General features: G+C 51.7%; 25 protein-coding genes and 3 pseudogenes. 4 read left to right on the plus strand and 24 right to left on the minus strand.

The window, feature by feature from the left end; translation table 11 throughout:
* Positions 1 to 15: 15 nt before the first annotated feature.
* The 12 genes and pseudogenes from FMM01_RS11725 to FMM01_RS11780 form a co-directional block, all read right to left on the minus strand.
* Positions 16 to 1074 carry an IS30 family transposase gene (locus tag FMM01_RS11725; protein ID WP_056989697.1) on the minus strand — a complete coding sequence of 353 codons (1059 nt, stop codon included), beginning with the start codon at positions 1072 to 1074 and terminating at the stop codon, positions 16 to 18.
* 83 nt (positions 1075 to 1157) lie between these two features.
* Positions 1158 to 1382, minus strand: a complete 225-nt coding sequence (locus FMM01_RS11730; protein ID WP_150392647.1) for a hypothetical protein — start codon at positions 1380 to 1382, stop codon at positions 1158 to 1160.
* Between the two features lie 69 nt (positions 1383 to 1451).
* Entirely contained in the window at positions 1452 to 2054 is a 603-nt protein-coding gene (locus FMM01_RS11735; protein ID WP_223849937.1) for a helix-turn-helix transcriptional regulator, read from the minus strand.
* A 54-nt stretch (positions 2055 to 2108) separates the two neighbouring features.
* Entirely contained in the window at positions 2109 to 2723 is a 615-nt protein-coding gene (locus tag FMM01_RS11740) for a helix-turn-helix domain-containing protein (protein ID WP_146995635.1), read from the minus strand.
* A 128-nt stretch (positions 2724 to 2851) separates the two neighbouring features.
* Positions 2852 to 3730, minus strand: a complete 879-nt coding sequence (gene pepI, locus FMM01_RS11745; protein WP_146995636.1) for a proline iminopeptidase — start codon at positions 3728 to 3730, stop codon at positions 2852 to 2854.
* Positions 3731 to 3865: 135 nt separating this feature from the next.
* Entirely contained in the window at positions 3866 to 4294 is a 429-nt protein-coding gene (locus FMM01_RS11750; RefSeq protein WP_150392649.1) for an RNHCP domain-containing protein, read from the minus strand.
* A 391-nt stretch (positions 4295 to 4685) separates the two neighbouring features.
* Positions 4686 to 5132: a helix-turn-helix transcriptional regulator gene (locus tag FMM01_RS11755; protein WP_146995383.1), complete on the minus strand. Its 447-nt coding sequence runs from the start codon at positions 5130 to 5132 to the stop codon at positions 4686 to 4688.
* Between the two features lie 168 nt (positions 5133 to 5300).
* Positions 5301 to 5765, minus strand: coding sequence for a DUF2178 domain-containing protein (locus FMM01_RS11760; RefSeq protein ID WP_146995384.1), 465 nt, complete (start codon positions 5763 to 5765; stop codon positions 5301 to 5303).
* A gap of 2 nt (positions 5766 to 5767) precedes the next feature.
* Entirely contained in the window at positions 5768 to 5971 is a 204-nt protein-coding gene (locus tag FMM01_RS11765; protein WP_146995395.1) for a helix-turn-helix transcriptional regulator, read from the minus strand.
* A gap of 210 nt (positions 5972 to 6181) precedes the next feature.
* A complete protein-coding gene (locus FMM01_RS11770) occupies positions 6182 to 6682 on the minus strand; it encodes an HIT family protein (protein WP_150392650.1) in 501 nt (166 codons plus the stop codon).
* 63 nt (positions 6683 to 6745) lie between these two features.
* Entirely contained in the window at positions 6746 to 7249 is a 504-nt protein-coding gene (locus FMM01_RS11775) for a hypothetical protein (protein ID WP_150392651.1), read from the minus strand.
* Between the two features lie 372 nt (positions 7250 to 7621).
* Positions 7622 to 7810: pseudogene (locus tag FMM01_RS11780) on the minus strand (23S rRNA (pseudouridine(1915)-N(3))-methyltransferase RlmH); the annotation flags it as partial.
* A gap of 85 nt (positions 7811 to 7895) precedes the next feature.
* On the opposite strand from FMM01_RS11780, the gene FMM01_RS11785 reads away from it, so the two are divergent.
* The 3 genes from FMM01_RS11785 to tnpC all read left to right on the plus strand — a co-directional run bounded on the left by FMM01_RS11785 (position 7896) and on the right by tnpC (position 10081).
* Complete coding sequence (locus tag FMM01_RS11785) at positions 7896 to 8090, plus strand: hypothetical protein (RefSeq protein ID WP_150391512.1); 195 nt, start codon at positions 7896 to 7898, stop codon at positions 8088 to 8090.
* Positions 8065 to 8424 (plus strand): IS66 family insertion sequence element accessory protein TnpB, encoded by a 360-nt coding sequence (tnpB, locus tag FMM01_RS11790; protein WP_057824131.1) that lies wholly within the window; start codon positions 8065 to 8067, stop codon positions 8422 to 8424. The genes FMM01_RS11785 and tnpB overlap by 26 nt, the downstream gene beginning before the upstream one ends.
* A 100-nt stretch (positions 8425 to 8524) precedes the next feature.
* Positions 8525 to 10081 carry an IS66 family transposase gene (gene tnpC / locus FMM01_RS11795; protein ID WP_150391513.1) on the plus strand — a complete coding sequence of 519 codons (1557 nt, stop codon included), beginning with the start codon at positions 8525 to 8527 and terminating at the stop codon, positions 10079 to 10081.
* Positions 10082 to 10165: 84 nt separating this feature from the next.
* On the opposite strand, the pseudogene FMM01_RS11800 reads toward tnpC, so the two are convergent.
* From FMM01_RS11800 to FMM01_RS11845, 9 genes and pseudogenes are all read right to left on the minus strand, one after another.
* Positions 10166 to 10462 (minus strand): annotated as a pseudogene (locus tag FMM01_RS11800) (23S rRNA (pseudouridine(1915)-N(3))-methyltransferase RlmH); the annotation flags it as partial.
* Between the two features lie 108 nt (positions 10463 to 10570).
* A complete protein-coding gene (locus tag FMM01_RS11805; protein ID WP_051225200.1) occupies positions 10571 to 11986 on the minus strand; it encodes an aspartate ammonia-lyase in 1416 nt (471 codons plus the stop codon).
* 241 nt (positions 11987 to 12227) lie between these two features.
* Positions 12228 to 13400: a winged helix DNA-binding domain-containing protein gene (locus FMM01_RS11810; RefSeq protein ID WP_150392653.1), complete on the minus strand. Its 1173-nt coding sequence runs from the start codon at positions 13398 to 13400 to the stop codon at positions 12228 to 12230.
* 31 nt (positions 13401 to 13431) lie between these two features.
* Positions 13432 to 14736 carry a glycosyltransferase family 2 protein gene (locus tag FMM01_RS11815; RefSeq protein WP_150392654.1) on the minus strand — a complete coding sequence of 435 codons (1305 nt, stop codon included), beginning with the start codon at positions 14734 to 14736 and terminating at the stop codon, positions 13432 to 13434.
* 354 nt (positions 14737 to 15090) lie between these two features.
* Positions 15091 to 16767 (minus strand): annotated as a pseudogene (locus FMM01_RS16725) (DUF4091 domain-containing protein).
* Between the two features lie 78 nt (positions 16768 to 16845).
* Entirely contained in the window at positions 16846 to 17835 is a 990-nt protein-coding gene (locus FMM01_RS11830; protein ID WP_146995393.1) for a DUF2785 domain-containing protein, read from the minus strand.
* A 50-nt stretch (positions 17836 to 17885) separates the two neighbouring features.
* Positions 17886 to 18404 (minus strand): plasmid pRiA4b ORF-3 family protein, encoded by a 519-nt coding sequence (locus tag FMM01_RS11835; protein ID WP_150392657.1) that lies wholly within the window; start codon positions 18402 to 18404, stop codon positions 17886 to 17888.
* 128 nt (positions 18405 to 18532) lie between these two features.
* The gene (locus tag FMM01_RS11840; protein WP_150392658.1) at positions 18533 to 19906 is read right to left on the minus strand and encodes an IS1096 element passenger TnpR family protein; all 1374 of its coding nucleotides are present in this window, start codon (positions 19904 to 19906) and stop codon (positions 18533 to 18535) included.
* A gap of 85 nt (positions 19907 to 19991) precedes the next feature.
* Entirely contained in the window at positions 19992 to 20756 is a 765-nt protein-coding gene (locus tag FMM01_RS11845) for a hypothetical protein (RefSeq protein WP_150392659.1), read from the minus strand.
* A gap of 171 nt (positions 20757 to 20927) precedes the next feature.
* Here FMM01_RS11845 and FMM01_RS11850 point away from each other — a divergent pair, with 171 nt between their 5' ends.
* A complete protein-coding gene (locus FMM01_RS11850; RefSeq protein WP_150392454.1) occupies positions 20928 to 22373 on the plus strand; it encodes a DDE-type integrase/transposase/recombinase in 1446 nt (481 codons plus the stop codon).
* 107 nt (positions 22374 to 22480) lie between these two features.
* Here the strand turns inward: FMM01_RS11850 and FMM01_RS11855 are convergent, their stop codons facing one another.
* The 3 genes from FMM01_RS11855 to FMM01_RS11865 form a co-directional block, all read right to left on the minus strand.
* Positions 22481 to 23293 (minus strand): plasmid pRiA4b ORF-3 family protein, encoded by an 813-nt coding sequence (locus FMM01_RS11855; RefSeq protein ID WP_150392660.1) that lies wholly within the window; start codon positions 23291 to 23293, stop codon positions 22481 to 22483.
* A gap of 36 nt (positions 23294 to 23329) precedes the next feature.
* Complete coding sequence (locus FMM01_RS11860) at positions 23330 to 24127, minus strand: hypothetical protein (protein ID WP_150392661.1); 798 nt, start codon at positions 24125 to 24127, stop codon at positions 23330 to 23332.
* A 160-nt stretch (positions 24128 to 24287) separates the two neighbouring features.
* Entirely contained in the window at positions 24288 to 24920 is a 633-nt protein-coding gene (locus tag FMM01_RS11865; RefSeq protein WP_150392662.1) for a hypothetical protein, read from the minus strand.
* Between the last annotated feature and the right edge of the window lie 59 nt (positions 24921 to 24979).

The raw sequence follows: 24979 nt of genomic DNA on the forward strand, positions 1-24979 counted from the left end.
TCCATGTGAATTGGTTTAGGTAGTGGGCAGGGATTCCTCCAGGCCCAGGGGGGAGGCCTGGAGCGCCGCGATTGCGCTGCGGTATCCAAGGCACTTCCTTAACCGGTGGTTTAAGACATCTTGGATCTTACGAATCTTCTCCTTAGAGACTTCCCATAGTGATTGACCCTTTGGAATGAATTCTCGAATCAAGCCGTTGGCATTCTCGTTACTGCCACGTTCACTGGGTGTATAGGGATGGCAGTAGTAGATCTTTGTTCCTCTGAGTTGGTCCAAGAGGGCGAACTCAGAACCGTTGTCGAAGGTGATGGAGTGGAATAGATAAGGATCATGTGTGTTCAGAACGTATTGCATGGCCTCTAAGCAAGTCCGGGCGTGATAGTTTGGGATCTTGTAGATCAGCTCATAACGTGTGACACGTTCTGTCAGGGTGAGTAATGCTGGTTGGTCGGCAGAACGCTTCCCCTTCACCAGGTCGCCTTCCCAGTCACCAACAAACCAGCGGTTATTGATTTGTTTGGGCCGCTTGTCGATGGACGTTCCAGCGATGCGTTTATTCTTACGCGCATGACTACGGCCTGGCCTTTTCTCGCGACGCCGCAACTTCTCAGGCAGATCCATGTTGGTCACTGACAACAGTCCGGCATCAATGTAGCGATACACGGTCGGCGTTGAGGGACACGAACGATTAGGCCAGAGTTGCTGGAACTGATGCACGTACCCATCAATACTTTGTTCACGATACGCATGCTTCTTGATCTGAGCGGTCAGCCAGTTAAAGAAGTAGGTACACTTCTCCAACATGCTCTTGGCGTGGGAATGGGTCTGTCGTTCTTCGTGTTGTCGTTGGGCAGCATCAAAGAAGTAATCCTTGTAGTAATGATAATTCGAATCCCGTTGCTGGACTCGGCCGCGCTTAAGCTCACGGCTTACCGTACTAGGGGAATGATGGATGATGTGTGCAATATCGCGAATGGAATATTCATGGGAGTGCCAAAGCGCATCAATTATTCCGCGCTCGCCCTCTGTGAGTTGAGTGTACGAGCCGAGACTGTTAGACTGATTGTGGGTCATGAAGGTCACCTTTCTTGGTAGTTTAGTCGCTTCAAGGATAGGTCTTCATGGCCTATTTTGTTAAATCAACCCGGTCGATTGGTCTAACTCAATCGGTGTTGCACTTCAATTTTAAATCCGGCGTTAATTTTGTTGTTGCCTATGCCCCGTTGATAACCTGACTTGGGCCAAATCTCAGCAAAAGCCCCGCCCAGTTCCTTTCCAAGTAGCCCCTTCTTGCCATGGGCCATTCCCTCGGACTGGCCGGCCTGCTCGCTGCCGCGGTGGGCAATGGCCTGGCACTCCATGGGCATGTCCATTGGCCGCATGTATTGGTGCGCGTTCTTCTTTCTGTCATTATACTTGGCTTGTGGTGGAAAATACAAAAGGGCTGATCGTTACCGCCGTTTGAAATACGGCCAGAAAAGCAGCACCATGGCACCGGCATACCCCGCCGCAATAATGACTGGCGAATAGGGACACGCCGTCCACTTAAGCACACCAATCAAGCCAACCAGACCAAGCACCAGTAGCGTCGGCGCCCAGTGATTTCTTTTCTTCATCGTCCCTCGCAGTGCCCGGTAATAGCGACCGACCCGAGGTAATGACAACACGTTAGTAAAAGTCATCAGCACCAGTAACAAGCTGAGCCCGTGACTGGTCGAAAAGCCCGGTACGGCCAACTGTTCCGCTACGAGAAACAAAATGAACCCAATGTCCAACAACAGTGACACGCGGAACATGATTCCCGCGTCCCGTAGTGCTGCCTCTTTATCTTGCCATGCTTTGATCATATCTTTATCCTCCCGAATTAAATTATCTAAGGAGAGGTGATACAGCTCGGCCAGGGCGACTAAACTCGTAATGTCAGGATACGTCCGTTCAGTTTCCCAACTTGAAATAGTTTGCCGGGTCACGTGCAACACGGCCGCCACATCATTTTGCGTCAATTCGCTATGCTGCCGGGCCGTCGCCAGCCGTTGGCCAATCGTCATCATCATTACTCCTCGCAGGTTTAATTTAGTAAACATTACAGTCGCGTTGAGTTACCTTTATTATGCTGCTTTATGGCGTCGAAACGGCCGATGGATATCGGGCCAAAACATAACCATTACAAAAACGGCATACCCAATACCAATCACAGCGATGGCATACCGAAAGCGCAAGATTCGAGTCACAATCATTAAAACGACCAAGCTGAACACAACAGTCCGCCACACCCATTTGGGCAGCGATTGTTCAGCCTGCATTGTCTGGTAATATCGCCGAGCTCGCGATAAGGCCAAGACGTTGGTGAAGGCCATCAATAAAAGCAGCAAACCCACCCCGTCATCCATGGCAAACCCTGGCGCATTGATGCAAAGTCCCAATAAGAGCAGCATGAAACCCACATCTAACATCATTGATACCCGGTACAGCACACGCGCCTCGCGTAAGGCAGCGTCCTTCTTTGTCCATGCTTTCATCAAATCAGTATCCTCCCGAATTAAATCATCTAAGGAGAGGCGATACAACTTGGCCAGCGCGACTATGCTCATCATGTCAGGATAGGTACGCTCAGTTTCCCAACTCGAAATAGTCTGCCGGGCGACATGTAACTCGGCCGCCACAGTATTTTGTGTTAAGTTAGCATGCTGCCGAGCGGCCGCTAACCGTTGACCAATTGTCATCACTCACTCACTCCTCGTCGTTCAACATAATTCGGTTTCTTTAAGCATACAAGCAAAGAAATGTAGCGGCCAGTATTTCCTGGGAAATATTAGCCGCTACAGTTTGTTGCGTGTTCAATTACCGGTATCTAGTCATTCTCTTTCAGCCAATGATCCAGTACACTGATGAATTCATCATGCTGATCCAACAGCGCCAAGTGCCGACTGTTGGCAAATAAGTGCCACTTGGCCCCCGGAATATGGTCATACACCGTTTTGGCAATCAGCGGCGTGCACAGATCATCAGTCCCGTTAGTCACCAACACGGGAACATGGATCTTGTGCAGCTGGTCCGTGACCTCAAAATCGCTGATCGTGCCATTTTCAGTGAACTCATTAGGCCCTTCAGCAATCAAACTCGCCCGTTTGCCATTGGTGGGACGACGCAGCGGCTCCGGTGAGTTTTCATCCGGATCATCCCAGCAATACCGTTCCATATAGCGGTCATTCGCCGCCAGATACTTCACGTTCTTGAAATCACCCGTCCCCTCCGCCTCGGCGATAGCCGTGCGATCTTCGTAACTCAGGTAAGAAATCAGCCGATGCTGCTCTTTGATCCACAACTTAATGGACGACGGCGACCCGTCGATCATGACACTCTTGATTCCCTGGGGGTCAAAACTGGTCAAATAGTACATTTCCAGCATACCGCCCCAGGACTGGCCCAGCATATGCACCTCATCCAAGTGCAGATACTTGCGCAGCGCAATCAATTCCTCAGCCCACGTCTCTCTGACGTACACCTTGGGGTCCTCCGGCAAAGACGATTTCCCACAGCCCACTTGATCATACATGATCAGCTGCCGACCGGTCTCGGCATAGTCATCCAGCAACTCAAAGTAGTTGTGGGAGGAGCCAGGACCGCCGTGGATCAGCAGTAATGGTGCCTTATCCGGGTTGGGTTCGCCAACGATGCGGTAATATGTCTTGTATTCGTGGAACGGCATGTAGCCTTCTTGAATTTTCATTTTTGAGTCAGTCCCTTTTACTGAAAATTGTAATGCTTAAAACTGATTGTACTACTTCTGATTTTCCAGACAAAAACACCCGGCGGTTTCCCACCGAGTGTCAAGTGTTCCTGGTGTTTCATGGCGTCGCCGCAGTTAGAACTTTAACTGTCCGTCGCCTGCCATTAAGGCCGTCATTTCTTCGATTTTATCCAACGGGAATGGCGGATCTGCCACGGGTTTCATGGCAATTGACATGAGCTTCATCGGATTGTCGTCCGCCGCGATACGGTTGGATGATAACGCACCGCAGCGCCGGCAGCGGTGAATGATCGCCCACTCGCCGCCTTTTCTCACCCACACGGCCACGGGATCCATAATGCCGCCGCAATTGGCTTGCCGATCGCCAGGTTCGTTATCGACGTGCAAGCTGCTTAAGCAGTTCGGACAGTGGTTGCGCTGCTCCGTTCCGGCCCCATTGGACATGACCGGCCGGCCGCAGACTTTACAAGTGAAGCTGTCGTTGTTCGCGTGTGTTTTGTAATAACCTTTAGCGTATTGTTTTCGTTTATTTTCTCGATTCACGAGTTGTACCCTCCTAGTTGCTTCGTTGATGATTCACGATTAGGAAGGTTTGCAACGTTGGTGCTGTGCACAAACCCTTCGGTTAGCGCACACTCGCCGATGTATAATTTTTATGCATGGGGCATAGTCCTTTCTTGGCATTGCCAGACCGTACCGTCAGGCCTTACGGAGGCATGAAAAAAGCGCAGTTCCCACTGCGCTACAAAAGAGACTGCGGGTGCTGTCATCCGCGGCGTCATTCCGTAGGGCATTTGGGTACACAAAGAGTATCGTCTGAAAACCTCTTTTGTATCACAAATGGTTCCTTACGCAATCGCCGACATACAATACCTCACTCGCTATTAAGATGCTCAAATCTTAGCATGCTGTTGTATTCGCTGTCAACTGCTGCTTACTTTTCCGCCGGTTTTCTGTGGGTCCGGTAATGCTGGTACACCATGTCTTTGACAACCAGGAATGTATCTAAATCGCTCAGACCGAGTTCTTTGCCCACCCGATCATAGAGATCGGCAACTTCTTGGCTCAGCATCCTGGCCTTCGTCATGTGCTGATAGTCCTGAAGGATCGGATACTTCTTCGCCCATGCACTGGTCCAGTCGATCTGATCGGACAGCTGCTCCCAATCTGGATTGTCTGTGGTAACGTCATTTCCCACCAATCGATCGTAGGTTAGGCCAAATAAATCAGCCAAGATTTTTCCCTTCATCAATTCCGGCACCGCCTGGCCAGTTTCCCACTTTGACACGGTTTGCCGGGTGACACCGACTTTTTCAGCTAATTCTTCTTGCGACAGCCCGGCTTTACGCCGCTGATCACGCAGTTGGTCTTCGAATTTCATTAGGTCATCCCCTCCTGACACTTCTTATTATCGTGGAGCCGTTTGAGTCTTTCTACCAACTCAAACGGGCAAAGTGTCAACTAAAATTAACAATGACGACCAGCGACTCGGCGCATGCAAGCGGGATTATTTACTGCGCAGTAAACAATCCCAGCCCTCTGTTGCCACTCATCCCATGCGCCGGTCAAAATACATCCAACCAACCAAATAAACTACAAAACCAATGGCAATCAATCCGCCTGAGATCAACACACTGATCTTGGCTAACAATCGGCTATCCATTCCGCTCGCAATACCAAGAACGCTGATAATCATCAGGCTGACTAATAAGCCAACCACCAAAAATCGGTAACTCATTCGAACGGACCGATCCGCAATCCGCTCCTCCCGCTCATCGGCGGCACTGAATTCACCGGCATCCGGATTAAACGAACGATCGCGATGGGCCAATAGATAACGGATAATCACAAACCCAATGAGCCAAATAAAAAATGCAAAAGCAATCCACCCAAATTCAAGCTGCATACTGCCATCGGCACCAATACGGCTTCTGTTAATCATATCAACAACTGCGGCCGTGAACAGCAAGATCATACCAATATTTCCAACCTGTTCGATTACGATCTTCTTCATTTTTATTCCTCCTTCAGCGTAAAAAGTGCCTGTACCGGCAGACCGAAAACATCTGCCAGCATCAATCCCAGTATCAACGATGGCGTGTAGTTTCCCTTTTCCAGAGAAATAATGGTCCGGCGAGTCACGCCGACTCGATCAGCCAATTCGGCCTGGGTCAATCCTTGGGCACGCCGGACTTCAGCGACCCGATTCACTACTTTCATCGGCATCCACACTTTCCAAAAGTGAAGTTAACTTCACTTGTATTATCTGCTATTTGGAATGTGAAGTAAACTGTACATTTACAACTCCCAAAATCCGCCAAAGGACAACAAAACAGCAGTCAAATTTAGATTGGGCCATTGCCCTTTCCATTTTGACTGCTGTTTTGAAAATTAGTCTGCCCAACATACTTCGCCGGTCCTTGTCCGCGCCTAATGCAACTGTTTGGATTTCACCATCTCATGCTCGGACGCCCGCGCCGTCAACACATCATCTAGTGCTGCACCCAAAGCAGCCTTCAGCCGGTCCAGGCGTGGCATGTCCTTAATCACGTCATCACCGTACATAATTTCTTTCGGTGTCCACCAAACCGGTCCGGCTTGGGCCGTGTCACCGTTATGCCGTGGGAACAGGTGCCAATGCACATGCGCGTCCCCGCTGCCAAGCAGCTCAATATTCATCTTGTCCGCGTGAAAGGCCTTGGCGCAGGCTTCTTGAACCAGACTCATTTCTTCCAGAAAGGCCAATTTCTCGGCCGGTGCCAACTGGTGAAGCTCGGTGACGTGGTGTTTACTCAAAAAAAGCGTGTACCCTTCAAAATATTGGCTGTCAGCGAGTACGACATAGCCGGTGTTCAGTTCACGGACAAAATACGGGTTCTTGTTCTCTTGGATTAGCTGGATTCGGTCACAAATCAAGCAAGCGTTGGTCATTCAAGTTTCCTCCTTGGGTTCTCAATTGAGCTCCTGACGAAGCACCGGGTGAATTCCAGTTCATCAAATGTCGGGCTCACTGGCAAAATCAATATATGCAGCCAACATCTGGTCCGTCCTTTCATCAGTGGTAGTATTGGGCAGCCATGCCACCCCAATCCCGCGCTCAATCTGGGCAACATAATCAGGTGTGTTCAATGGTAAGACAAGCTGGCCGCCACCATTTCTTAACTTGCGATAGCGTTCCGCTTCCCCTGGCTCCTCATCCCAATGAAAGGGCATGGCAATTCCCAGCGAAACGAGCCAATCATCATTAGTAAACGGCATCCAAATTTCGCATTCGTCAGTATCATAATCGAAATAGACGCCGGCCGCAGCGGTATTGAATTCCAGACAAATATGCGCCCCGACCTGCAATTGATCAGAAGGCATCTGCAAGTAGTAGCGCTCCGTGATAACGGTTGAATATTTTTCCCATGGTGGCCGTTTGACCACCTTAAAGTCGGTTGGTTGGTTATTGATCGCAATCGTTACGAAGCCCAGCGGCGTCTCAAATTGTGTAGTCATTGTCCCTTTTACAACTTCTTCCGTGGCCCACGCCGGGGAGTCACTGGAGCTATCCCAAGCTCGTCAATACTCTGTTCAGCTCGTCAAAACCTTGGATGCCGCACTATATCTACTGCCAAGCCAGTTTATATATCGTCTAGCTCATCAGATCCGGGCCAAGCTCGTCAAAACTGTTCTCAGCTCGTCAAAGCTTCCGACGACTCGTTGTACCTACGACCGAGCCAATTTGACTCTCATTAAGCTCATCAATGCTGTTCCAAACTCTTCAAAGCCCGCTTCAGCTCTTCAAAACGGCTCAAAGCTCATTAAAAGCTCTCTTCAGCTCTTCAAAACTGCTCAAAGCTCATCAAAAACCTGTTCAGCTCATCAATCCTACTTATGATACGGACTCCCAATGTTAATCATAAACGCCCGATAAATCTGCTCCATCAGCACCAACCGCATCAACTGATGGGGCATCGTCAGCTTGCCAAAACTCAGCGTATCATTGGCCCGCTGCATCACCTCCGGACTCAACCCCAGCGATCCGCCGATCACAAAGGTGACATCGGGATGGCCATAGGGTAAGCGGTCGTTAAACGGGTATATGGTTCGCGCCGTAGCCTCCTTGTATGCTTGAGTCATCAAGTGCACAAGGAGGCTTTTTATGGTTCAAATTAAAGATATTGTGCCGGTTCAAATGACAGATCGGACACCCAGCACTGGTGGGAAGCCCCAGATAGCTGCTCGAATCAAGCTCAAAGATGCCGAAGTGATTTTTTATAATGGTGCTGATCGGAGCACTCGGCACATCGTCTTACAGGAGTTGACTGGTAATGTTCCCCAATATCCAAGAACTTAACATCTACATCATCTGTGGCAAGACTGACCTCCGCAAAGGAATTGACGGTTTAGCTGCCTCACTGCGGGAACTCTATGGTGAGAACGAAGTCCCGTACGACCACTCACTATTCCTATTTTGCGGCAGTCAGCGGGACCGGTTCAAGGCCCTTTACTGGGATCGCAGCGGCTTCGTCCTCTATTACAAGCGGTTCGAGAACGGCCACCTGCAATGGCCCCGCAACCGGTCCGACGTACAACGACTAAGCCATTACCAGTTAAAACGATTGATCACTGGTCTAAGTATTATTGAGAGGCGTACCATTCATGACCGCAGGGTCGGATATACCAATTAAATGTGGAAGAGGATGCCAAATGAAATTTGGTATTACCTCTTCCTTTTTATGATCTATAAATGATATAATCCAATAATCAATAATTCAGGAGGGCCACACATTGGTCGACCCAAAAAATAGCATTGCACTCGCAGATGCCACCCCCGAGCAATTACGGACTATCGTCCAAAATTTACTCCACGAAAACCAACAGATGCAGGAGCAGCTGGCCGTATTGAAACGTGTTCTCTATGGTCGTCGCCGCGAATCCAGCCAAAATTTGCCAGATGGGCAAACCAACCTCTTCAACGAACACGTGCTCACCCAGGAAGAACAAGCAGCGGTCGCCAAGGCGAGTGGCGAAGACGAGCCAGTCAAGAAACGCCCTAAGAAAGTGGTTCACCGAAAATCGATGGACCTGAGTCAATTACCACAAAACACTCGCGACTATACTTTAGACACTGAAGATCAGATTTGCCCAGGATGTGGGAAGATGATGGCCGATATTGGGCGGACAGCCGTACGTAAAGAGGTCGACTTTGTCCCCGTTAAGTTGTTGGCCACCACTGTTTACCAGCACACTTACGTCTGCACTAACGAGCAGTGTTTACAAGACCACGGTAAGGTAATCACCAAGAAAGCAGACGTACCGAAGCCCGTGATCTCCCACAGTATGGCTTCAAATGCGGTCGTGACCGAATCAATCTTGACCAAATTTATCTATAAAGTGCCGGATTACCGGCAAGAAAAGCTCTGGCATAATCGTGGCGCAGATTTTACCCGGCAAGCCCTGTCTGGTTGGCCTATCAAGGCAGCCGAAGAATATCTGCGGCCGCTCTACAATTTGATGCATCAAGAACTGCTGGCCCAGGATATCATTCACGCCGATGAGACGCCCTACCGGGTGCTCGCCATCAAGAAGGCCAAGACCTATTACTGGGTTTACACCTCAGGCAAGTTTGCGGAGCATCAAATTATCCTGTATGACCACGGCGACACCCGCGGGTACGGCGAAGCTGAGCGCTTCCTTAAGGGATATACGAAATACCTGCAGACCGATGGCTATGCTGTGTATCCCCGGTTGCCGGATCTGACCAATGTTTATTGCTGGGCGCACGTCCGGCGGAAGTTCGACGAAGCGGTTACCGGTGGTGATACCGGATTGGCACCCATTGGTCGGCAATACTGTAATGAGATGTTCCACTTGGAACAGGGATGGCGTGGCCTGCCCGCAACTGAGCGACTTGCGCAGCGTAAAGAACACCTCCAGCCGCAGATGGATGCCTTCTTCAAATGGTTGTTTGAATTGGGTGACAGTTACTTACCGAAATCCAAACTTGGTCGCGCAGTTGAATACGCACTGGGCCATGAAGTAGGATTACGGGCGGTTCTCCAAGACGGCCGGTTGGAGTTATCCAATAACCGGGCCGAACGAGCCGTCAAAGAGCTGGTGATGGGCCGCAAAAATTGGCTCTTCTCACAGAGCAAACGCGGCGCCGTAGCGACGGGCATCTTATTAAGTGTGCTCAAAACTGCAGAGATAAATCACCTCGACCTTCGTCAATACTTGAACTATTTGTTTGCGGCATTACCTAATTTGCCGGTGCCCGGGGACTTGACGGTCCTACAGGACTATTTACCCTGGTCACCGAAAGTGCAGGAGATCTGCCACGAATAAATAATTCGAGTACAGCAGTGGCGCAATCCTTATGTTAGAGGGTTGCGCCACTTTTTCATATACGCCCGTTTAACGACCTCTTACGCCATAGGTGCCCAAGTCGGCAATCTCTTTGGCAAAGGCCTCAGAACTGCGCTGCTTGCCCTCAATGGCCAGGGCAATCACATACTCCTTGTCCTTGATCTTCCCCAGAATCCGGCTGCCTTCTTTCTCCTTCACCTGGGCCATCTCCGCTGCGGACAATGACTCCGGCGCTTTCTCATCGGCGACTTCCACGATCTGCACCTTGGCCAGCTTGTCCAGGCGTTTCCTGTACTCCCCGATGCCGGCCTTGAAGTACTTCTCCTTAAGCTTGCCCACGCCAATCACTTTGATATTCAACGGCTTCACCTCGCTATCATTATACAGGGCGGTGCGGGTACAAAACAGGCTGACCTGCCGCCCAGAGAACTGGAACAGGCAAGTCAGCCTGGATACTGGATTAATTGATTAGCGGGGCTGCAGCGAACTGCGCTCCGCGACGAATCGTGATTCGGTCGTTGGGACTTGGTTGGTCATCACTTCGGGAGAAAAGAGACGATCCACCAAATCGGGGGCGAGAATTTTCTTTTCTTTCAACAAAGTCTGAATGTCGCATTGCTTCGCCAACGCTTCCTTCACCAGCGCCGTGGTTTGGGCATAGCCCAGATAGGGGTTCAGCACTGTGGCACTGACCGCGGAGTGGCGGACGTTCTTTTCGCACTGTTCCACATTCACCGTCAGCCCGTTCAAGCAATTGTGCACCAGCGTGTCGATGGCCTGGGTCAAGAACCGCTCGTTTTGCAGCAGGTCGCGGAACATGATGGGTTCAAAAGCGTTCAGCTCAAGCTGCCCCGCTTCCGCCGCCATGCCGATGGTCACGTCCTGGCCAATAACTTGGAACGCCACCTGGTTGACGACTTCGGGAATGACCGGATTGACCTTGCCGGGCATGATCGACGACCCGGCCTGTTTCGCGGGCAGCCGCAGTTCGCCGAAGCCGGCCTGGGGACCGCTGTTCAAGAGGCGCAGATCGTTGCAGAATTTAGAAAGGTCCACCGCCAGCACCTTCATGGCGCCGGAGAAGGCCACATAGGTATCGGTATTTTGGGTCGCATCAATCATGTCGTCCGCCAGCGCCAATTTCAAACCACTGATGCCGTTCAAAGCCTCGACGACGTGGGTGCGGTAGTAATCGGTGGCGTTCAGGCCCGTGCCAATAGCAGTCCCGCCCAGATTGATCTGCTGCAACGCCTCGGCGGCAGTCCGCAGGCGAGTTAAATCCCGGCGGAACAGCGACGCATAGGCATGGAAGGTATGGCCGTAAACGGTCGGCACAGCGTCTTCCAGCTGCGTGCGGCCCACTTTGAGAACATTGGCATAGCGATCCGCCAGATCCAGCAGCACCGCCACCATTTTCTCAATATTCTGCAGCAGCGGCGGCAATGCCTTGAGCATCGCCATCTTGCCCGCGGTCGGGTATGTATCATTGGTCGACTGGCATTGATTGATGTCATCATTCGGCAGAATCGTCACGCCGTCCGCCATACGCATGGCGCACTTGGCAATCACTTCGTTGACGTTCATGTTCACCGAGGTGCCGGCACTGCCCTGAATGGCCGGGGCGACCAAATCATCCTGGTGCTGACCCAACAGCAGCGCGTTGCAGGCCGCGACAATCAGCTTCGCCTTCTGCTCGGCCAATGTTCCGCCGCGGTGGTTAACGACTGCCGCAGCTTTCTTGATCTGAATCATGCTCTGGAAAATTAGGCTGTCCGTGCGTTCCGTGGTGATATTAAAATTGTGCAATGCCCGCGTGGTGTTGATGCCGTACAAGACATCGTCCGCCACCGCCAGCTTCCCAATACAATCCTCTTCATAGTGCATGGTATGTGGAGTTCTCCCTTCTCGTAGACCAATTAATCTTAGTTAGTATACCAAATCTTGCTGGTCTGGCAAGGGATTTTGTTAACTATCTTGACAGGAAAACTTACTATTTTATGTGCAGAAAAAGGCAAAGCGCTGCATGGCCTGTTTCTGGTCATGGTGCTTTGCCTGTTTTTGACGACGCCGGTTAATTGTTAACAGACATCCGTTATGAAAATCGGTATTGATATCTAGACCAATGCTATTCATCATACGTCAATGCTTTCAGTGTTACTTGAAGAAAAGCGGCATACGCCTCGACTTGACTCGTAATCTGTTGCTTCAGGCGGTTGGTCAACGGTACAAAACTATCCACCGTCGCACTCAGTTGCTTTCCTTGTTTCCTTTGCCGCCACAAGCCAATGATCCGCCCATCAAGCAGCACCGCTCCCGGATTGCCCACCGTCCGCCAAACTTTGCGCTGCAATTTCTTATCCGGCAGCAGCAAGTCCCGGCCGTTTGCATCCAGATAAGGATCATGGGGCCCGAGTAAGCGTAGTGTCCCGGTGGCCTCGACCGCCTTTTGAAACTCCGGCAAATCAGCTGTCAGCACGCTCCCCGCATCAACGGCAGTCAGTTCATCAGCCACCAAATCCCACAACCGCCGGCCCTGCGCGATAGAACAGCCCAACCACTTGGTAAACTCTTGACGGTTGGTCGGCCCATAAGCATGCACATACCGCTGCACTAACTCATGCATCGCTGCAGACTCCTCAGGCCAGCCAACGCCCCAATGCTTCGGACTGGTAAACGTCGGCGACTGGCCGGACCGCTGGCCGAACACCACCAATCCCTGAAAACCGGTCGGCCGCAGCATGAAAGACACCGCCGCCTGACCCAGCGTCTGCTTGGCCCCATAGGGCGACGGCTGTTGCCACGCGGCCTGCTTCGCCGCCGGCAGGTCAGCCGCCACCGCCTCAGCAACCGCTGCATCCAACTGACTCTTGCCTGTGATTGTTTTATCTGCCAAAACGGTCTTGGTTGCCTGGCTGACCAAGGTTAGCAGTGTTGTGTAGTCAATCCCCAGCTGCGGCAGCGACGGCACCAGCCCAGCTGTGTATATCCAAGGCTCTTCATCCTTTTCAGCCGCTAATGCGTTGAGAAAAGTGGCCGCATCCTGTGTCGGAAAAACCGCTGGCGCTCCGCGAAAGCTCCAAGCTTGAAGCAAGGATTTCTGCTTTTCTAACATCCCTCGCAACTCTGCCGCCGTAATATCCGCTAACCGGTTAAACACCGCCTGTTCCCACGCACCCGGCGGCGAGTTCTGCAGGCCAATTGTTCCCGCGACAGCCAATACCCGGCGGGCCGGCACCCGCTGATCCAGGTGATGAACGTGTACGCGAAATTGACGGTACTGATCATCATTAATTATCATCACAGCCCTTCTATGTCAGCAAAAAGAATTGTCAGCCCACCGATTGGCGCGCCGTTTTCACCCATGAATTATTGCCCCGCAACTTGCGCCAGTAGGCCATCACCAAACTGCCAAAAAGCAGCACATACATGTACGAGACAATGCTGGGCAGGCCCACCAGATGCGTCCACTTGGGGACTGTCATCCGGGTCATGTGCAAGTCGTGAATGTAGAACGCCGAAAAGACAAAACCCCAGAATTGACTAAAAAGAAATAATAACCCGCCAGTAATCAGCGCACTGACCAGCAGCGACGGATGGGCCACTAGCAGCTGGCTCACCCGCAGGCCGGTAATGATGGTTAAGCCAAAAACGGAAAGATCAGCCGCGACATTGATCCAGGGCTGGGCCAAAAAGTACAAAATTCCAACTTTTTGGATGACGTCAATCTGCTGACTGGTCATTACCGCCTTGAAATATTTAATGCAATCCAGATTTCCCTGGACCCAGCGGCTGCGTTGGCGCAAGAGCTTATACGGACTAGTCAAAGCTTGCTGGTAGACAAACGCCGAGTCGATGTATTGCACGTGAATGCCGTGGAGCATCAGCTTCAGGGTCAATTCATAATCATCCAGCAGGGCATGACCCCAAGGATGCCAGCCCACTGCCTTGAGCACGGGCAACAGCCGAAAAAACTGGCCATTACCCGACAAGCCCACCATGCGGGTACGCATCCGCATATTCTGCGACATGTTATTGACGGAGAAAAACTCCAAATCTTGAGACACCTGCAGCGCACTCGTAAATGGCGAATCCATCTTCACCCGTAACTGACAAATCACTTGGTCTGGATCTTGGAAAAAACGATTTAACTGGGTGATCGCATCGGTCGACAGCACCCCGTCAGCGTCCAAGACGCCAATCACCACCTGCTTCAAATTCCGCCCATGACGGCGGCAATCGTGTTTCACATAATCCATCACCTGATTCAAGCTGTCGCCTTTCCCGATATGAGCGCGGGGCAGATGCCGGCGGATCACCACGATCCGGTCGTCCCCCGCCGCCGTCTGTTCCGCCAAATCAGCCGTGCCGTCCGCTGACGCATCGTCAATCATCACGATTTTGCCTTGAAAATGGTATTGCGCCATCTGCGCCAAGGTCTGCTGAATGACCAGCGCCTCATTCATCCCGGGAATGATCATGTAATAAAAGGGCGGATCATCTGCCCCATTGACCTCGATCTGCCCGCCATCTTTCTTTACTGCAACGGCCTTGCGCAAAAAGATGCTCAAGAACACATAGGTCAGAAAGATGTACATGGCGATTTCGAAAAGTATGCTTAATCCAGTCTCAATCATTTGGTCTGCCCCTTTTTCCGGGTCAATATCAACCAAACAACCAGCGCCGTACCAAAAGCAAGGAATACAATTCCCAAAAACTGTCCCGCTAACAGTGTGCCTGCCCCCACAACCCCTAATTGCGGCAATCGCGAATTACTCATCATCAAGCCTCCAAGCTCGTTTGTAATCCATAGGGCACATTATTTACGAACAGGAGGGAGTGTAACACCCAACAACACATGGCAGCGGTCATTTTTGCCACCAGTTTTGACAGATCGTGATGGCTTCGCGTCACCGCGATTCAAGTTGCCGCATTTCTGGACAATAATCAGTTGCAGCCACGTGCTCCCAGCCTGGGCTTCGCATCACTTCTTAATCGACCCCGGCCTTCGCCAGCAGCGCCTCAATCTTCGCCACCGTCTCGCGCATGTACTGATGGTCCGCTTTTTCATCCACCCCCACCGTGGCGCCGTACTCATTCACCGTCTTCGCCGGCAACGGCGTGTCGATCAGCGTGTCCAAATACGCCGTCAGTGCCTGCACCGCGGGCAGGTCCTCGGTCACCTCATCCGATGCCATGAACCGCCACTGCCGAATCTGAGCCATGGTATGCTCCAGCATCATGATTCGCGGCGACAGATACGGCTTATCATCGCCGTCCCCATGCGGATACAGCAGGAACGGATCGCCGCTCTCCCAGTACCAATGATTGACCGACTTGGTGGGATCTTCAACCCACGCATCCAGCGCCCAGCGCAGGAACCCGTCAACACTTAACGAGGCGAAGTACCACAACAGATACGCCGTCTCAATCGGCTCGCTCAGCGCGAACATGCTGGGATAATTACCGACACAATTATAGAAAGTCGTCTCCAGTCCCTTGTCGTGCCGATCCGCCACGAACTGCTTGAACGCCCGGGGATCGCCGATGTCCGCCTGATTGATCGAAATATCCTGGTAATGGTCCAGCACATCCGCCGCCACGGTCTGATAATTCACCGCCCCCGACAGCTTCAACGGCTGCCCTGACGCGGTCTTGAATTGGCTGATGAACTCAATCACCGTCTTCATTTCGTCCAAGGGCCGCTCATCCAGCGCCATATACGTCCGGTCAAACCAGCCCTGCGCGTTCAGATGGTCAATGAAGTCCGTTAAGAAAGCCGTCCAGATCGCCCGCCAGCGGTCAGACCCCACCGCCGGTTTTTCAGTGACCCAATTACCTTGGGCATCGCGGTACTTGATCTCGTTTTCCCACGGTAAGATTGAAAAGCACTTGATCTTCCGATAAATGCCCAAATCCAAATTCCACTGCACATAGCGATCGAAATTGGTGTAGTCGAAATGGAACCCGGCCGCCGTCTGTGTCCACTGAACCAAACTGGGATAGGCGTCATAGGTCTAGTGGTGCCAGGGGTCTTCGACAATTGTCGTGGTGATCGACTGACCGCCCATTTCGACATATTTCTGCAAGTTCTCCTTGACCAGCCGCTCATGTTCCGGCCCAAAGAGCTGATCTGCCGGAATGTTGTAGTACCGCGCCACGGCATACGGATATTCCCACAACTCCAGGCTGAACAGTTGCGGGTCAGGGTGCGGATAATCCAGCCCGATTACCTGGATTGGCAAGGACAAGGCTTCCGCACCCGCCCGAATCGTTCCGATCACCAGCACTTCATCACCGTGATCGGCCTCGTCCGGCACGTCGATCGTGGCCACACAATTGAGGTACGGCGCAGGTGCTGTGGTCAAATCCGTCAATGGCTGAACATAATCCGGCGCCATCTTGTTCGGGCCGATGGGAATCTCACCCCAGGTCATCCCCCGGCCGACATACTCCGACGTTTCACGGACAACACCAATCTCAACCGGCCAGTGCTCAGGAAAATCAACGGTGATGTCAGGTATCCTGCCATCAGCCAATGGACCGACGACGAAACTGATGAAAACCCGCTCACCGCGCCAGACGTAAATGGTAGGTAGCTTTTGCTTCTTGGCGCGGGCGAGTTCTGCTTGGGTGTAATGACGACCGAGATCGGTGAAAGCTAACATGACGTGTCCTCTTTTCTGTATTGACGCAATCAACTGATTATCGCAACGAGCAGCAACCAATAATCAGCCTGAGCCACTTTATTTCTGTACCGGAAAATCTGTCTTGAACGCAAAGGCTAGGTCTTTCTGATAATAATCCGTCAACACCGCATTGATGTACTTGCGCACTTGCCGATAGTGATCAGCATCCTGCAATGTATACGCCAAGATGCTCAATACGCGATACCACGCGTCCGACCGAAAAACTGTCGGTGCTTTCTGCTCGTCACGTTCACCGTTCAGCTTTTCAGTAACCTTTTTGATTTGACTCAACAAATCGCCTGCTGACATTCTCTTTCTGGCTGCCAAAACATAAAACACTCGGGCAATCGCCGCAGTCTCCCCATCCATAAAAACAGTGTCAAAATTATGAAGAAATGCCAGCACCTCGTTGCTCAACTGATTCAATTTGTCCTGTGGATACAACGGGTGCAAATACGCGCTCATCAGCAGACCCCAAGCCAGCGTCCGCGCGCTTTCGCTGGTTTCCGTCAAGGCTGTCTGATTTTTCTCTTTCAGCACATAAGTCTCGGCCCAGGTGAAAAACTGGCTGCGCTGCGGTGCAGTCATAATAGCCTGAGTACCGCTGTCCAAACCCAGCAGCAATTCGGCAATTAAAGCCGCTGCCATTCGGGGGTACGCGCCCCGATTATCGTCTGGTTGATCGATATTCTGATACAACCTCTTCTGTTGAAGAACCGTGCGCACAATGCGCTTTTGCTGATTAAAAGCGATTTCTCCGTCCATGACGCCATTGGTCAAAAATGAGGCCGCCTCCATCACGACATCTGGATCGGTATCCGCCAAATTAGCGAGGGCATCACTGATATCCTGTTCCGATATTTCAGCATCGTTAGCAAGCGCATTAAGAATGTCTTTTTCCTCTGGCGTCAATCCTTTTGTAAACTCTGGATTGTTCGACATCAACCTCACCAAGCTGCCGGCATCGTTATCCTTTAAAGCCTTTTTCGCCAGTGGATCCGTCACCAGTTTCTTGGCTAGCGCATCCATTTGTTTATCATCCATCATATGATCTCCAATCCTCGATTGACTATCAATGAGTCCGTCATTCCTGCCGATTACCAATAACCGTTGCCTTCCGTCAAATCACAGTCCTGCGCAACCGTGTTTTCAGTGAGAAAGGCGGCTTTCAGTCTATCGTTGATTTGGTCTAAATCAAACTCCTGATCACCATACGGATTCGTCCCCCGGCCAGCAATACACCGCGGTGCGGGTTGACCCGTTAAAGCATCCGCATCAACGATTTTCTCCAAATGAATCCGCTGGTCCAGCTCGCTTTCAAAATCAAAATCGTAGATGAGATTCCCTGATTCCAAGGCAGACCACACCATTGTCTTGCTGGTTAACGCCTGATCTGCTGGCAGGTCATCGTCGATGTAGGGAACGTACAAGAAGTCCCGGCTCTGCGTGTTCCAGAATTGGTCAATGTGCGAATTGTCCCAGGCAAAGACAACCTGAATGACGACGTGCAGTTGGTCGAGATGCATCGTGTCGGGAACGATCACCCGCCGCCAAACTGCTGGTTTTTCGTGTTGTAATTGGATCTTGAGTTGCAGGTAGTACTTTTCTTTTGACATAGTGCTGATAAATTCTCCAATCTAAATGATTTTTCAGCAAATCGATTATTGTATGCGGCGAAGATACTGTCAATTCCGCGAATATTCCAATTTGATATCTGATTTGATTCTTACAACTGCAACTCCCCCTAGAGCATCGCCTTGGGGTTGGCGCCAACAGCAGCCACCCACTGTTGCAACTGACCATGAATATAGTTCCAGACCGGCCGATACGTGTAGGCTGACTCAAACATCACATTTGCCAGAGCCAGCACACCAATCCACGCCCGCTGATGAATCAATGGATAGATATTGGCTAGTTCTGCCTCGTTTGCCCTTTGGTTAAGAATGCCGTCAATCGACTGCATCTGCCCAATCAACTCTTTCGGTGTTAGCACCCGGCGAGCTGCTAGAACGTAGAAAATAAAAGCGATGCTTTCCGTTTCATTACTATTGAACGGCCCGTTGACGTTGATAATCAACCGAAGCACCGTGGTGCCGATCCGTTTGGCCAGCTTCTCAGGAAAAGCAGGGTGCTGGACTGCCGTCGCTAATGTACTAAGCGCGGATCCCCTTCCGTTGAACTGGTTGATAAAATAGCTGACGTTATGCTCCTCAATGACTGCAGTCACGATTTGGTTAAAGAGCACCGCCAATTGGTTATCAGTCAAAAAGGAGCGGGCGACGTCCTGCACCAGCATACTGCGCACCACTTCGCCCACTGACATTCGCACGTAGACCTCTCTGGTCTGATGATCATCAATGTAGTACAGCAGCATCATGTCATCGATAATGCGTTGCGCAACATATGCCTGTTGAGCGATTGATAACCGGCCCTGACGAAAATCAGCAGCCAGTGCGTCGGCATTTCGCAGCGTCGTGTTGTCGGCCTCCACCAGCAACCCGTTTACCGCATCATGTAGCTCACTATCGGTCAGTGTTTGCTTCTTTGATTTGGCCGTCCGCCGATTAGGTTGCCTGGATTGCGGTTTCTGACCGTACCGATAGTCGTCCGGCATAGCTGTATCAGTGGGAAAGACGGCATGCAGCCGGTCGTTGATTGCTGCTTGATCAAATGGTGCCGCGTCATTATCCTCCTCACCCCGCGAGTCTTCCCGCTTGGCCGCACCACGACCGGCAAGGCAGAAAGGAGCCTGGCTGCCCTCGATATCCGCCGGCTCAAGGATCTTCTCCAGATGGATCAGATGCTCCCAGCTCTCACCGAAATCATATTCATAGATCAAGTTGGACTTTTCCAGCAACGGTCCCGCTTTGATATCTTGGATAAGTTTCTGAACCGCATCGGAATAGCCGTCAAAATCCGGAACATAGAGCGTCTTCTTGTTCCGTGTTGCCCAAAATTGATACAGATGGTAAGTCCGCCAGCCAAAGGCAATCTGAAGCACCGCATGCAGCTGATCTAGCGTGAATTGATATGGCACAACGACCCGCCGCCAAACAAGTGGATGTTCGTCACGCAGTTGGATCTTGAGTTGCAGGTACTGCTTCTTCTTTCTCGGCATAATGAGTTAGCCCCCTTTTCCAGACAACTGAATCACTTGGCAATCATCGCTCACCCGACGGGATGCCCCGACTGGTGTATCGCAGCTAAATCTTGATATCCCCATCGATCGCCAGCGTATTCGCCAAGCGCTGCTTCACCAACCCATGCACATATTGCTGAGTCGAGCGGTAAGCTCGAAAATCGCGTAAGGCAATATCCAGCAAAGCCAGTACATTTTCCCACATACGCTGACGAATGCGCGGCAGCAAATCATCCGCTGGAGCCCTTTTCACGTTCAACTCCAACGCACTACTGACTAATTTCAGGTGAGTGGTCAAATTGGGCGGAGCCATTTGCCCGGTCTCTGCCAAAGCGTAGAAAATATTGGCCATGGCATCAATCTCGCCGCTGTTAAAGGCCCCCTCGATATGGGCAAGCACCTGCAACACCACCGCACTCTCATTCTGGGTAACATCTGCTGCGTTCGCAAACGCCGGATAATCCGGATGGTACAGCATGACACCATATGTGTTCAGCGCCGCAGCGACGCCGCTGACATCACCTTGAAAATAAACCACATTTGTTTCTTGAATCGCCGCATCCGTAATTTCATTAAACAAAGCGGTGCGGACAGGAGCTGGTAAAAATGGCTGCTGATCATCTCTCATTAGTAAATGGCGTACTACCCTGCCCACTGACATGCGGACAATACCGTCAGCAATCCGCTCTCCTTGGATGTGATAGTGCAAAAGCTGATCATTGATGATCCGTTGGGCAATCGTCACCAGTTGGGCATTGGTGATGGTGCCAAGATGAATGGCTCGGTTTAAGACCGTGACGCTATGAAGGGTGCGGTCGTTAGCGGTCATGGATAACTCCTCCACCGCTTGCGCGGTACTGTCAAAAGACGTACCTTTCTTTCTGCTTTCCGGGTGCTTTTCTTGCCTTCAGGCAAAAGAAAAACACCCGGATTTTTCTCTTGTTCTGGTATCCTAGGTGTACACAACTACAACTAAGAAATTCCGAAAAGAGGAATCCGAGTGCATACACTATTGATACAGTATTTAATTGAGATAATCAAGTACCAACGCCGTTTAATTATTTTGTTGGCGTTATGGCTGTTCCAGTTCATCAGTAACTCGCGCATGCCCCAGCCAGACAAGCCAATCTACAAACGGTTCAACCAGTTTGAAGTAGACGAAGCAGTGCCCCTGCTGGCCGCAGACATTCAGCCCGAGAAACTGGACTATCAAGAGCTTTTAGCCCAACACCTGACGGATACCGGCAAACCCATCAAGGCTGTGCGTCGACGCAAACCGATTGATTTTCAAGCACTTCGGTGTGCGCGGTGCGACGCACCGAGCGACTACCTTTACGCCAACAACGGCAAAGGCGGTCAGTTAGAGTGCAAGGTCTGTCACTTCAAGTTTCAACGACGCGACGGCGACTACAAGAAGGACGTATCACTGCGCTGTCCGTATTGCACACACGCACTGTACCTGCATAACAAGCGCGTGAACTTCGATGTTTGGGTCTGCCCAAACGACAATTGCTCGTATCGCCAAGGCAAGGTAGCTCAGTTATCACCCAAACAACTGGCCGCGTTCAGTGCCGAACCAACCCGGTTTAAAGTCCGCTATACGTACCGGGATTTTCGTTTTGAGCTGAAGAGTGTCGACGCCGACTCGCCAATTCAAACAACTGTTGACCTGGGCCGGATCCGCGCCACACCGCAAGTATTGGGTCTGGTCTTGACCTACCACATCAATTACGGCATGTCGGCCAGGAAGACCGCGGCCCTGATGTACGACGTGCACGGTATCAAGATCTCGCACCAGACGATTCATAACTATGAAGAAGCGGTGGCCGCCGTCGTTCGTCCTTTCTGGGCGAACTATCCGTACAAGCTGTCTGAGGAACTGGTTGGCGACGAAACCTACATCCGCGTGAAGGGCAAGTGGAACTACATCTTTTACTTCTACGATGCCCTGAACAAGCTGATTCTGGCCGATTACGTCACACCGCATCGCACTAGCGAATCAGCGGCCATCGCGATCAACCAGGTACTGCAGAAGTTTGATGTGATCCCCGAGAAGCTGCGCTTCATCGTCGATGCGAACCCCATCTATCAGGTAGCCCGAATTTACTTTGCCAAACATGGCATCAACTTCGACATCAAACAAGTCATCGGTCTGAAGAACAAAGACGAAGTCTCTACCGAGTTTCGCTACTTGAAACAGATCATTGAACGTCTGAATCGCGAATATAAGGGCCACTACCGCTCAACGACCGGCTTCGGCTCAGCCAAAGGCTCAGCCAGCTACACAACACTGTTCTCAGCGTGTTACAACTTCTTGCGGCCGCACGAGGCGCTGAACTATCACGTCCCTGTGCCAATCGATGCAGTGCTGGCCCACGAGCGGATGTTTGATAAGTGGCTTGCACTAATCGCACTCGCTCAGGAACAGCTGCCTGTCGCTGCTTGATCACCTGACGAAGAAAATCTCAGGCGCTCTATTTGTGTGCGTTAGAAACATTCTAGCGCCGATATCAGTGCATCAATATCGTTTGAATAAGGAAAATCATTCTTTGATTAAACTGATCTCTGCCGCCCACCTCCTGAACCACGGTTTTGACTTTGAACTTCACTTTTCCATGGCGGTTTTGACGTTACCGCTTGCGCGACCACTTTATCGGAAAGCATCGCTGCCTTTGCTGCATGGGCCGACTTGGTTGTGCGTGCGGGTTGGGGATTCTTAATCTCTGGCGGGTTGTCCCCATCCTGGACGATGGTTTTGCCGGCCAGCAGCGCATCCATCAGTTTGGGGTCATTTTGCAGTTGACGAGCTGCTGAGTCCGTATTCCAAATCGGTGCTTGATCATATTGATAGTCGTCCGGCATGGCCATTTCGGTAGGGAATGCTGCATGCAGTCGGGTGTTGATTGCTGCCTTATCGAACGGCGTTGCATCATTATCTGCTTCACCCCGGGAATCTTCTTGCTTACCTGCGCCGCGGCCAGTTAAACAAAACGGCGCCTGTTCGCCGTTGAGGTCAGCCGGCCCGAGCACCTTCTCCAGATGAATCAAATGCTCCCAACTTTCGCCGAAATCATATTCATAAATCAAGTTGGACTTCTCCAACAAGCGCACCGCTTCAGTGCCTTGAGTGGGCTTTTGATTAGCGTAAAAATCCGAGTCGATTTGCGGCACATAAAACGTCTTCTTATTCTGGGTGGCCCAGAATTGGTACAAATGGGAATTCTCCCAACCAAAAGCGATCTGGATCACCGCGTGTAACTGGTTCAACGCAAAGTGCCGCGGCACAACGACCCGCCGCCAGACAGGCGGGTGTTCGTCACGCAATTGGATCTTGAGTTGGATGTACTGTTTTTTCTTTCTGGGCATAGTGATCAAGCCCTCCTTTTCCTATTAAGCCTCGATTTACTCGCCAACCATCGTCCAGGATACGGATGCTGTGATTGTGTAAAGTGCCTCAAACTCCGCCTCGTCGAAATTGAGGATCCGCCCTGTCGGCAGCTTGACCGCATAATCCCCCGGCGCCAGCGAGAAGCTGCCGCGGCTGGTCACAATCTGCACCTTGTTGCCCTTCTTAGTCGGATGGGCCTGGCAGGGCGCGACAAAGTCAATGACGGCTTGCTGATTCTCACCGGAGTAGTGCAGCCACTGATCCTTCTGCCCCGCCTGCCGGCCAGACTGGCCCGCTGAGCGAATCGTGCGCAGTTGCATTTCCGCAATCCGACCGCTGGCTTTGGGGTGGTTTTTCAGAAAGCTGGCAATGGAAACCGCGGCGTTCCGGGCATTCATCAAATAAGTCGTATTGTATACGGCCGGGGCAACCGGGTACAGCACTCGGCCGTCGGCTTGAGCCTTTAATCGCCGCACTTGAGCACGGGTCGTCACCCGATACAGGCATTTCTTCCCAGCGATAACAACATCATAAATTACCGGCGTCATCCGCGGGGTGCGGTGCTGGACCGGCGGCTTGGCTTTTGGCGGCTTGGGCGGTTCCGGTTCCGGCTCGGGGAGCGGTTTTGCTTCTTCCCGTGCTGCCCGCGCCGCTTCGGCCACGGTCACTCCTTCTAAGGCCGCTGTAATGGTATTGATCTCATCGCACACCGCGCATTCCGGGTCGGTTCCCGGTTCGTGCATGGCACTCAATCCCATGCGGTCGTGTTTCTCGTAAGCCGCGTAGAGATCCTGCTTTGTCCACTGTTTCATTTTGCTTCCCTTTTTCGCGTTTTCCGGACATGCCGGCATGCCGGTTGTTTATAGAAAACCTCACTTAATGCTTATTGTCACAGGCATGCAAAGCGCTGTCAATTGATTCGATAGAAAAAGCCCCCGATGCGGGAGCTTAATTCCATCAGCGGCGAACCGCTCACTCGTCTTCTTCGTCGGCCTCGCCGAGGACCAGTCCAAACGCCTCCGCCGTTTGTTGCGGATGCTTCTGAATATGCGGATCGCGGCCGTCAAACATCGTGACAAACTCATCCGGTGAATCAAAATTGACCGCGAATTCGTTGTAATCCAGCCATTCCCGGTTGACGTGATTCCGCCAAGGCAGCCAAAGCGTGCGGGCAGACCGTTCAGTGTCATGCAGGGTTAAACTCGACAAATCAGCGGAACTATCCTGCATAAAATGCACCGTCAGGCGCGTAAAAATCTTTTGCTGCACCTGATCTGCGGGGAGGTCCTTGGCCAGCCACTTGGCGACCATGGCCTGATCCACCTGGTGATAGTCCGCCAATATTGGCTGGGCAAGGGGGCCAGCCGTCTGGTGCCGCGCGGCAGATAAAATCTCGGCGGCCAGCGATTGAAACCAATCTTTACGTACGGAAATATAGCCTTGGCCAATTTTTTGGCTGGCCCCTTCACTCGTGCCGGCGAACGGCGGCTGATAATGGACCAACGTAATTGTTTCACTGATTTCTTTCAGCACCATGTTCACGGCATCCGCCGGGAAACGCATGATATCGGTGTTCTCAAACGTCATTTCGATCGTCTTCAGCATCTGGGATCCCTCACTTTCTGAATGTCTTCAGTATACTCGAGTCTTCCTGAAAACAATTC

Origin of the sequence: Schleiferilactobacillus harbinensis (assembly GCF_008694105.1) — a bacterium.
Lineage (GTDB): Bacteria > Bacillota > Bacilli > Lactobacillales > Lactobacillaceae > Schleiferilactobacillus > Schleiferilactobacillus harbinensis.

Bases quoted from the DNA above. Each gene is read 5' to 3' on its own strand.
- FMM01_RS11805 (WP_051225200.1), bottom strand. From the start codon at position 11,986: ATGCACTATGAAGAGGATTGTATTGGGAAGCTGGCGGTGGCGGACGAT.
- FMM01_RS11815 (WP_150392654.1), bottom strand. From the start codon at position 14,736: ATGATTGAGACTGGATTAAGCATACTTTTCGAAATCGCCATGTACATC.
- FMM01_RS11775 (WP_150392651.1), bottom strand. From the start codon at position 7,249: ATGACTACACAATTTGAGACGCCGCTGGGCTTCGTAACGATTGCGATC.
- FMM01_RS11830 (WP_146995393.1), bottom strand. From the start codon at position 17,835: ATGATGGATGATAAACAAATGGATGCGCTAGCCAAGAAACTGGTGACG.
- pepI (WP_146995636.1), bottom strand. From the start codon at position 3,730: ATGAAAATTCAAGAAGGCTACATGCCGTTCCACGAATACAAGACATAT.
- FMM01_RS11740 (WP_146995635.1), bottom strand. From the start codon at position 2,723: ATGACAATTGGTCAACGGTTAGCGGCCGCTCGGCAGCATGCTAACTTA.
- FMM01_RS11860 (WP_150392661.1), bottom strand. From the start codon at position 24,127: ATGAAACAGTGGACAAAGCAGGATCTCTACGCGGCTTACGAGAAACAC.
- tnpB (WP_057824131.1), top strand. From the start codon at position 8,065: ATGTTCCCCAATATCCAAGAACTTAACATCTACATCATCTGTGGCAAG.
- FMM01_RS11725 (WP_056989697.1), bottom strand. From the start codon at position 1,074: ATGACCCACAATCAGTCTAACAGTCTCGGCTCGTACACTCAACTCACA.
- FMM01_RS11835 (WP_150392657.1), bottom strand. From the start codon at position 18,404: ATGTCAAAAGAAAAGTACTACCTGCAACTCAAGATCCAATTACAACAC.
- FMM01_RS11770 (WP_150392650.1), bottom strand. From the start codon at position 6,682: ATGACCAACGCTTGCTTGATTTGTGACCGAATCCAGCTAATCCAAGAG.
- FMM01_RS11735 (WP_223849937.1), bottom strand. From the start codon at position 2,054: ATGATGATGACGATTGGCCAACGGCTGGCGACGGCCCGGCAGCATAGC.
- FMM01_RS11760 (WP_146995384.1), bottom strand. From the start codon at position 5,765: ATGAAGAAGATCGTAATCGAACAGGTTGGAAATATTGGTATGATCTTG.
- FMM01_RS11810 (WP_150392653.1), bottom strand. From the start codon at position 13,400: ATGATAATTAATGATGATCAGTACCGTCAATTTCGCGTACACGTTCAT.
- FMM01_RS11785 (WP_150391512.1), top strand. From the start codon at position 7,896: ATGGTTCAAATTAAAGATATTGTGCCGGTTCAAATGACAGATCGGACA.
- FMM01_RS11855 (WP_150392660.1), bottom strand. From the start codon at position 23,293: ATGCCCAGAAAGAAAAAACAGTACATCCAACTCAAGATCCAATTGCGT.
- FMM01_RS11845 (WP_150392659.1), bottom strand. From the start codon at position 20,756: ATGACCGCTAACGACCGCACCCTTCATAGCGTCACGGTCTTAAACCGA.
- FMM01_RS11840 (WP_150392658.1), bottom strand. From the start codon at position 19,906: ATGCCGAGAAAGAAGAAGCAGTACCTGCAACTCAAGATCCAACTGCGT.
- FMM01_RS11865 (WP_150392662.1), bottom strand. From the start codon at position 24,920: ATGCTGAAGACGATCGAAATGACGTTTGAGAACACCGATATCATGCGT.
- FMM01_RS11765 (WP_146995395.1), bottom strand. From the start codon at position 5,971: ATGAAAGTAGTGAATCGGGTCGCTGAAGTCCGGCGTGCCCAAGGATTG.
- FMM01_RS11755 (WP_146995383.1), bottom strand. From the start codon at position 5,132: ATGAAATTCGAAGACCAACTGCGTGATCAGCGGCGTAAAGCCGGGCTG.
- FMM01_RS11730 (WP_150392647.1), bottom strand. From the start codon at position 1,382: ATGCGGCCAATGGACATGCCCATGGAGTGCCAGGCCATTGCCCACCGC.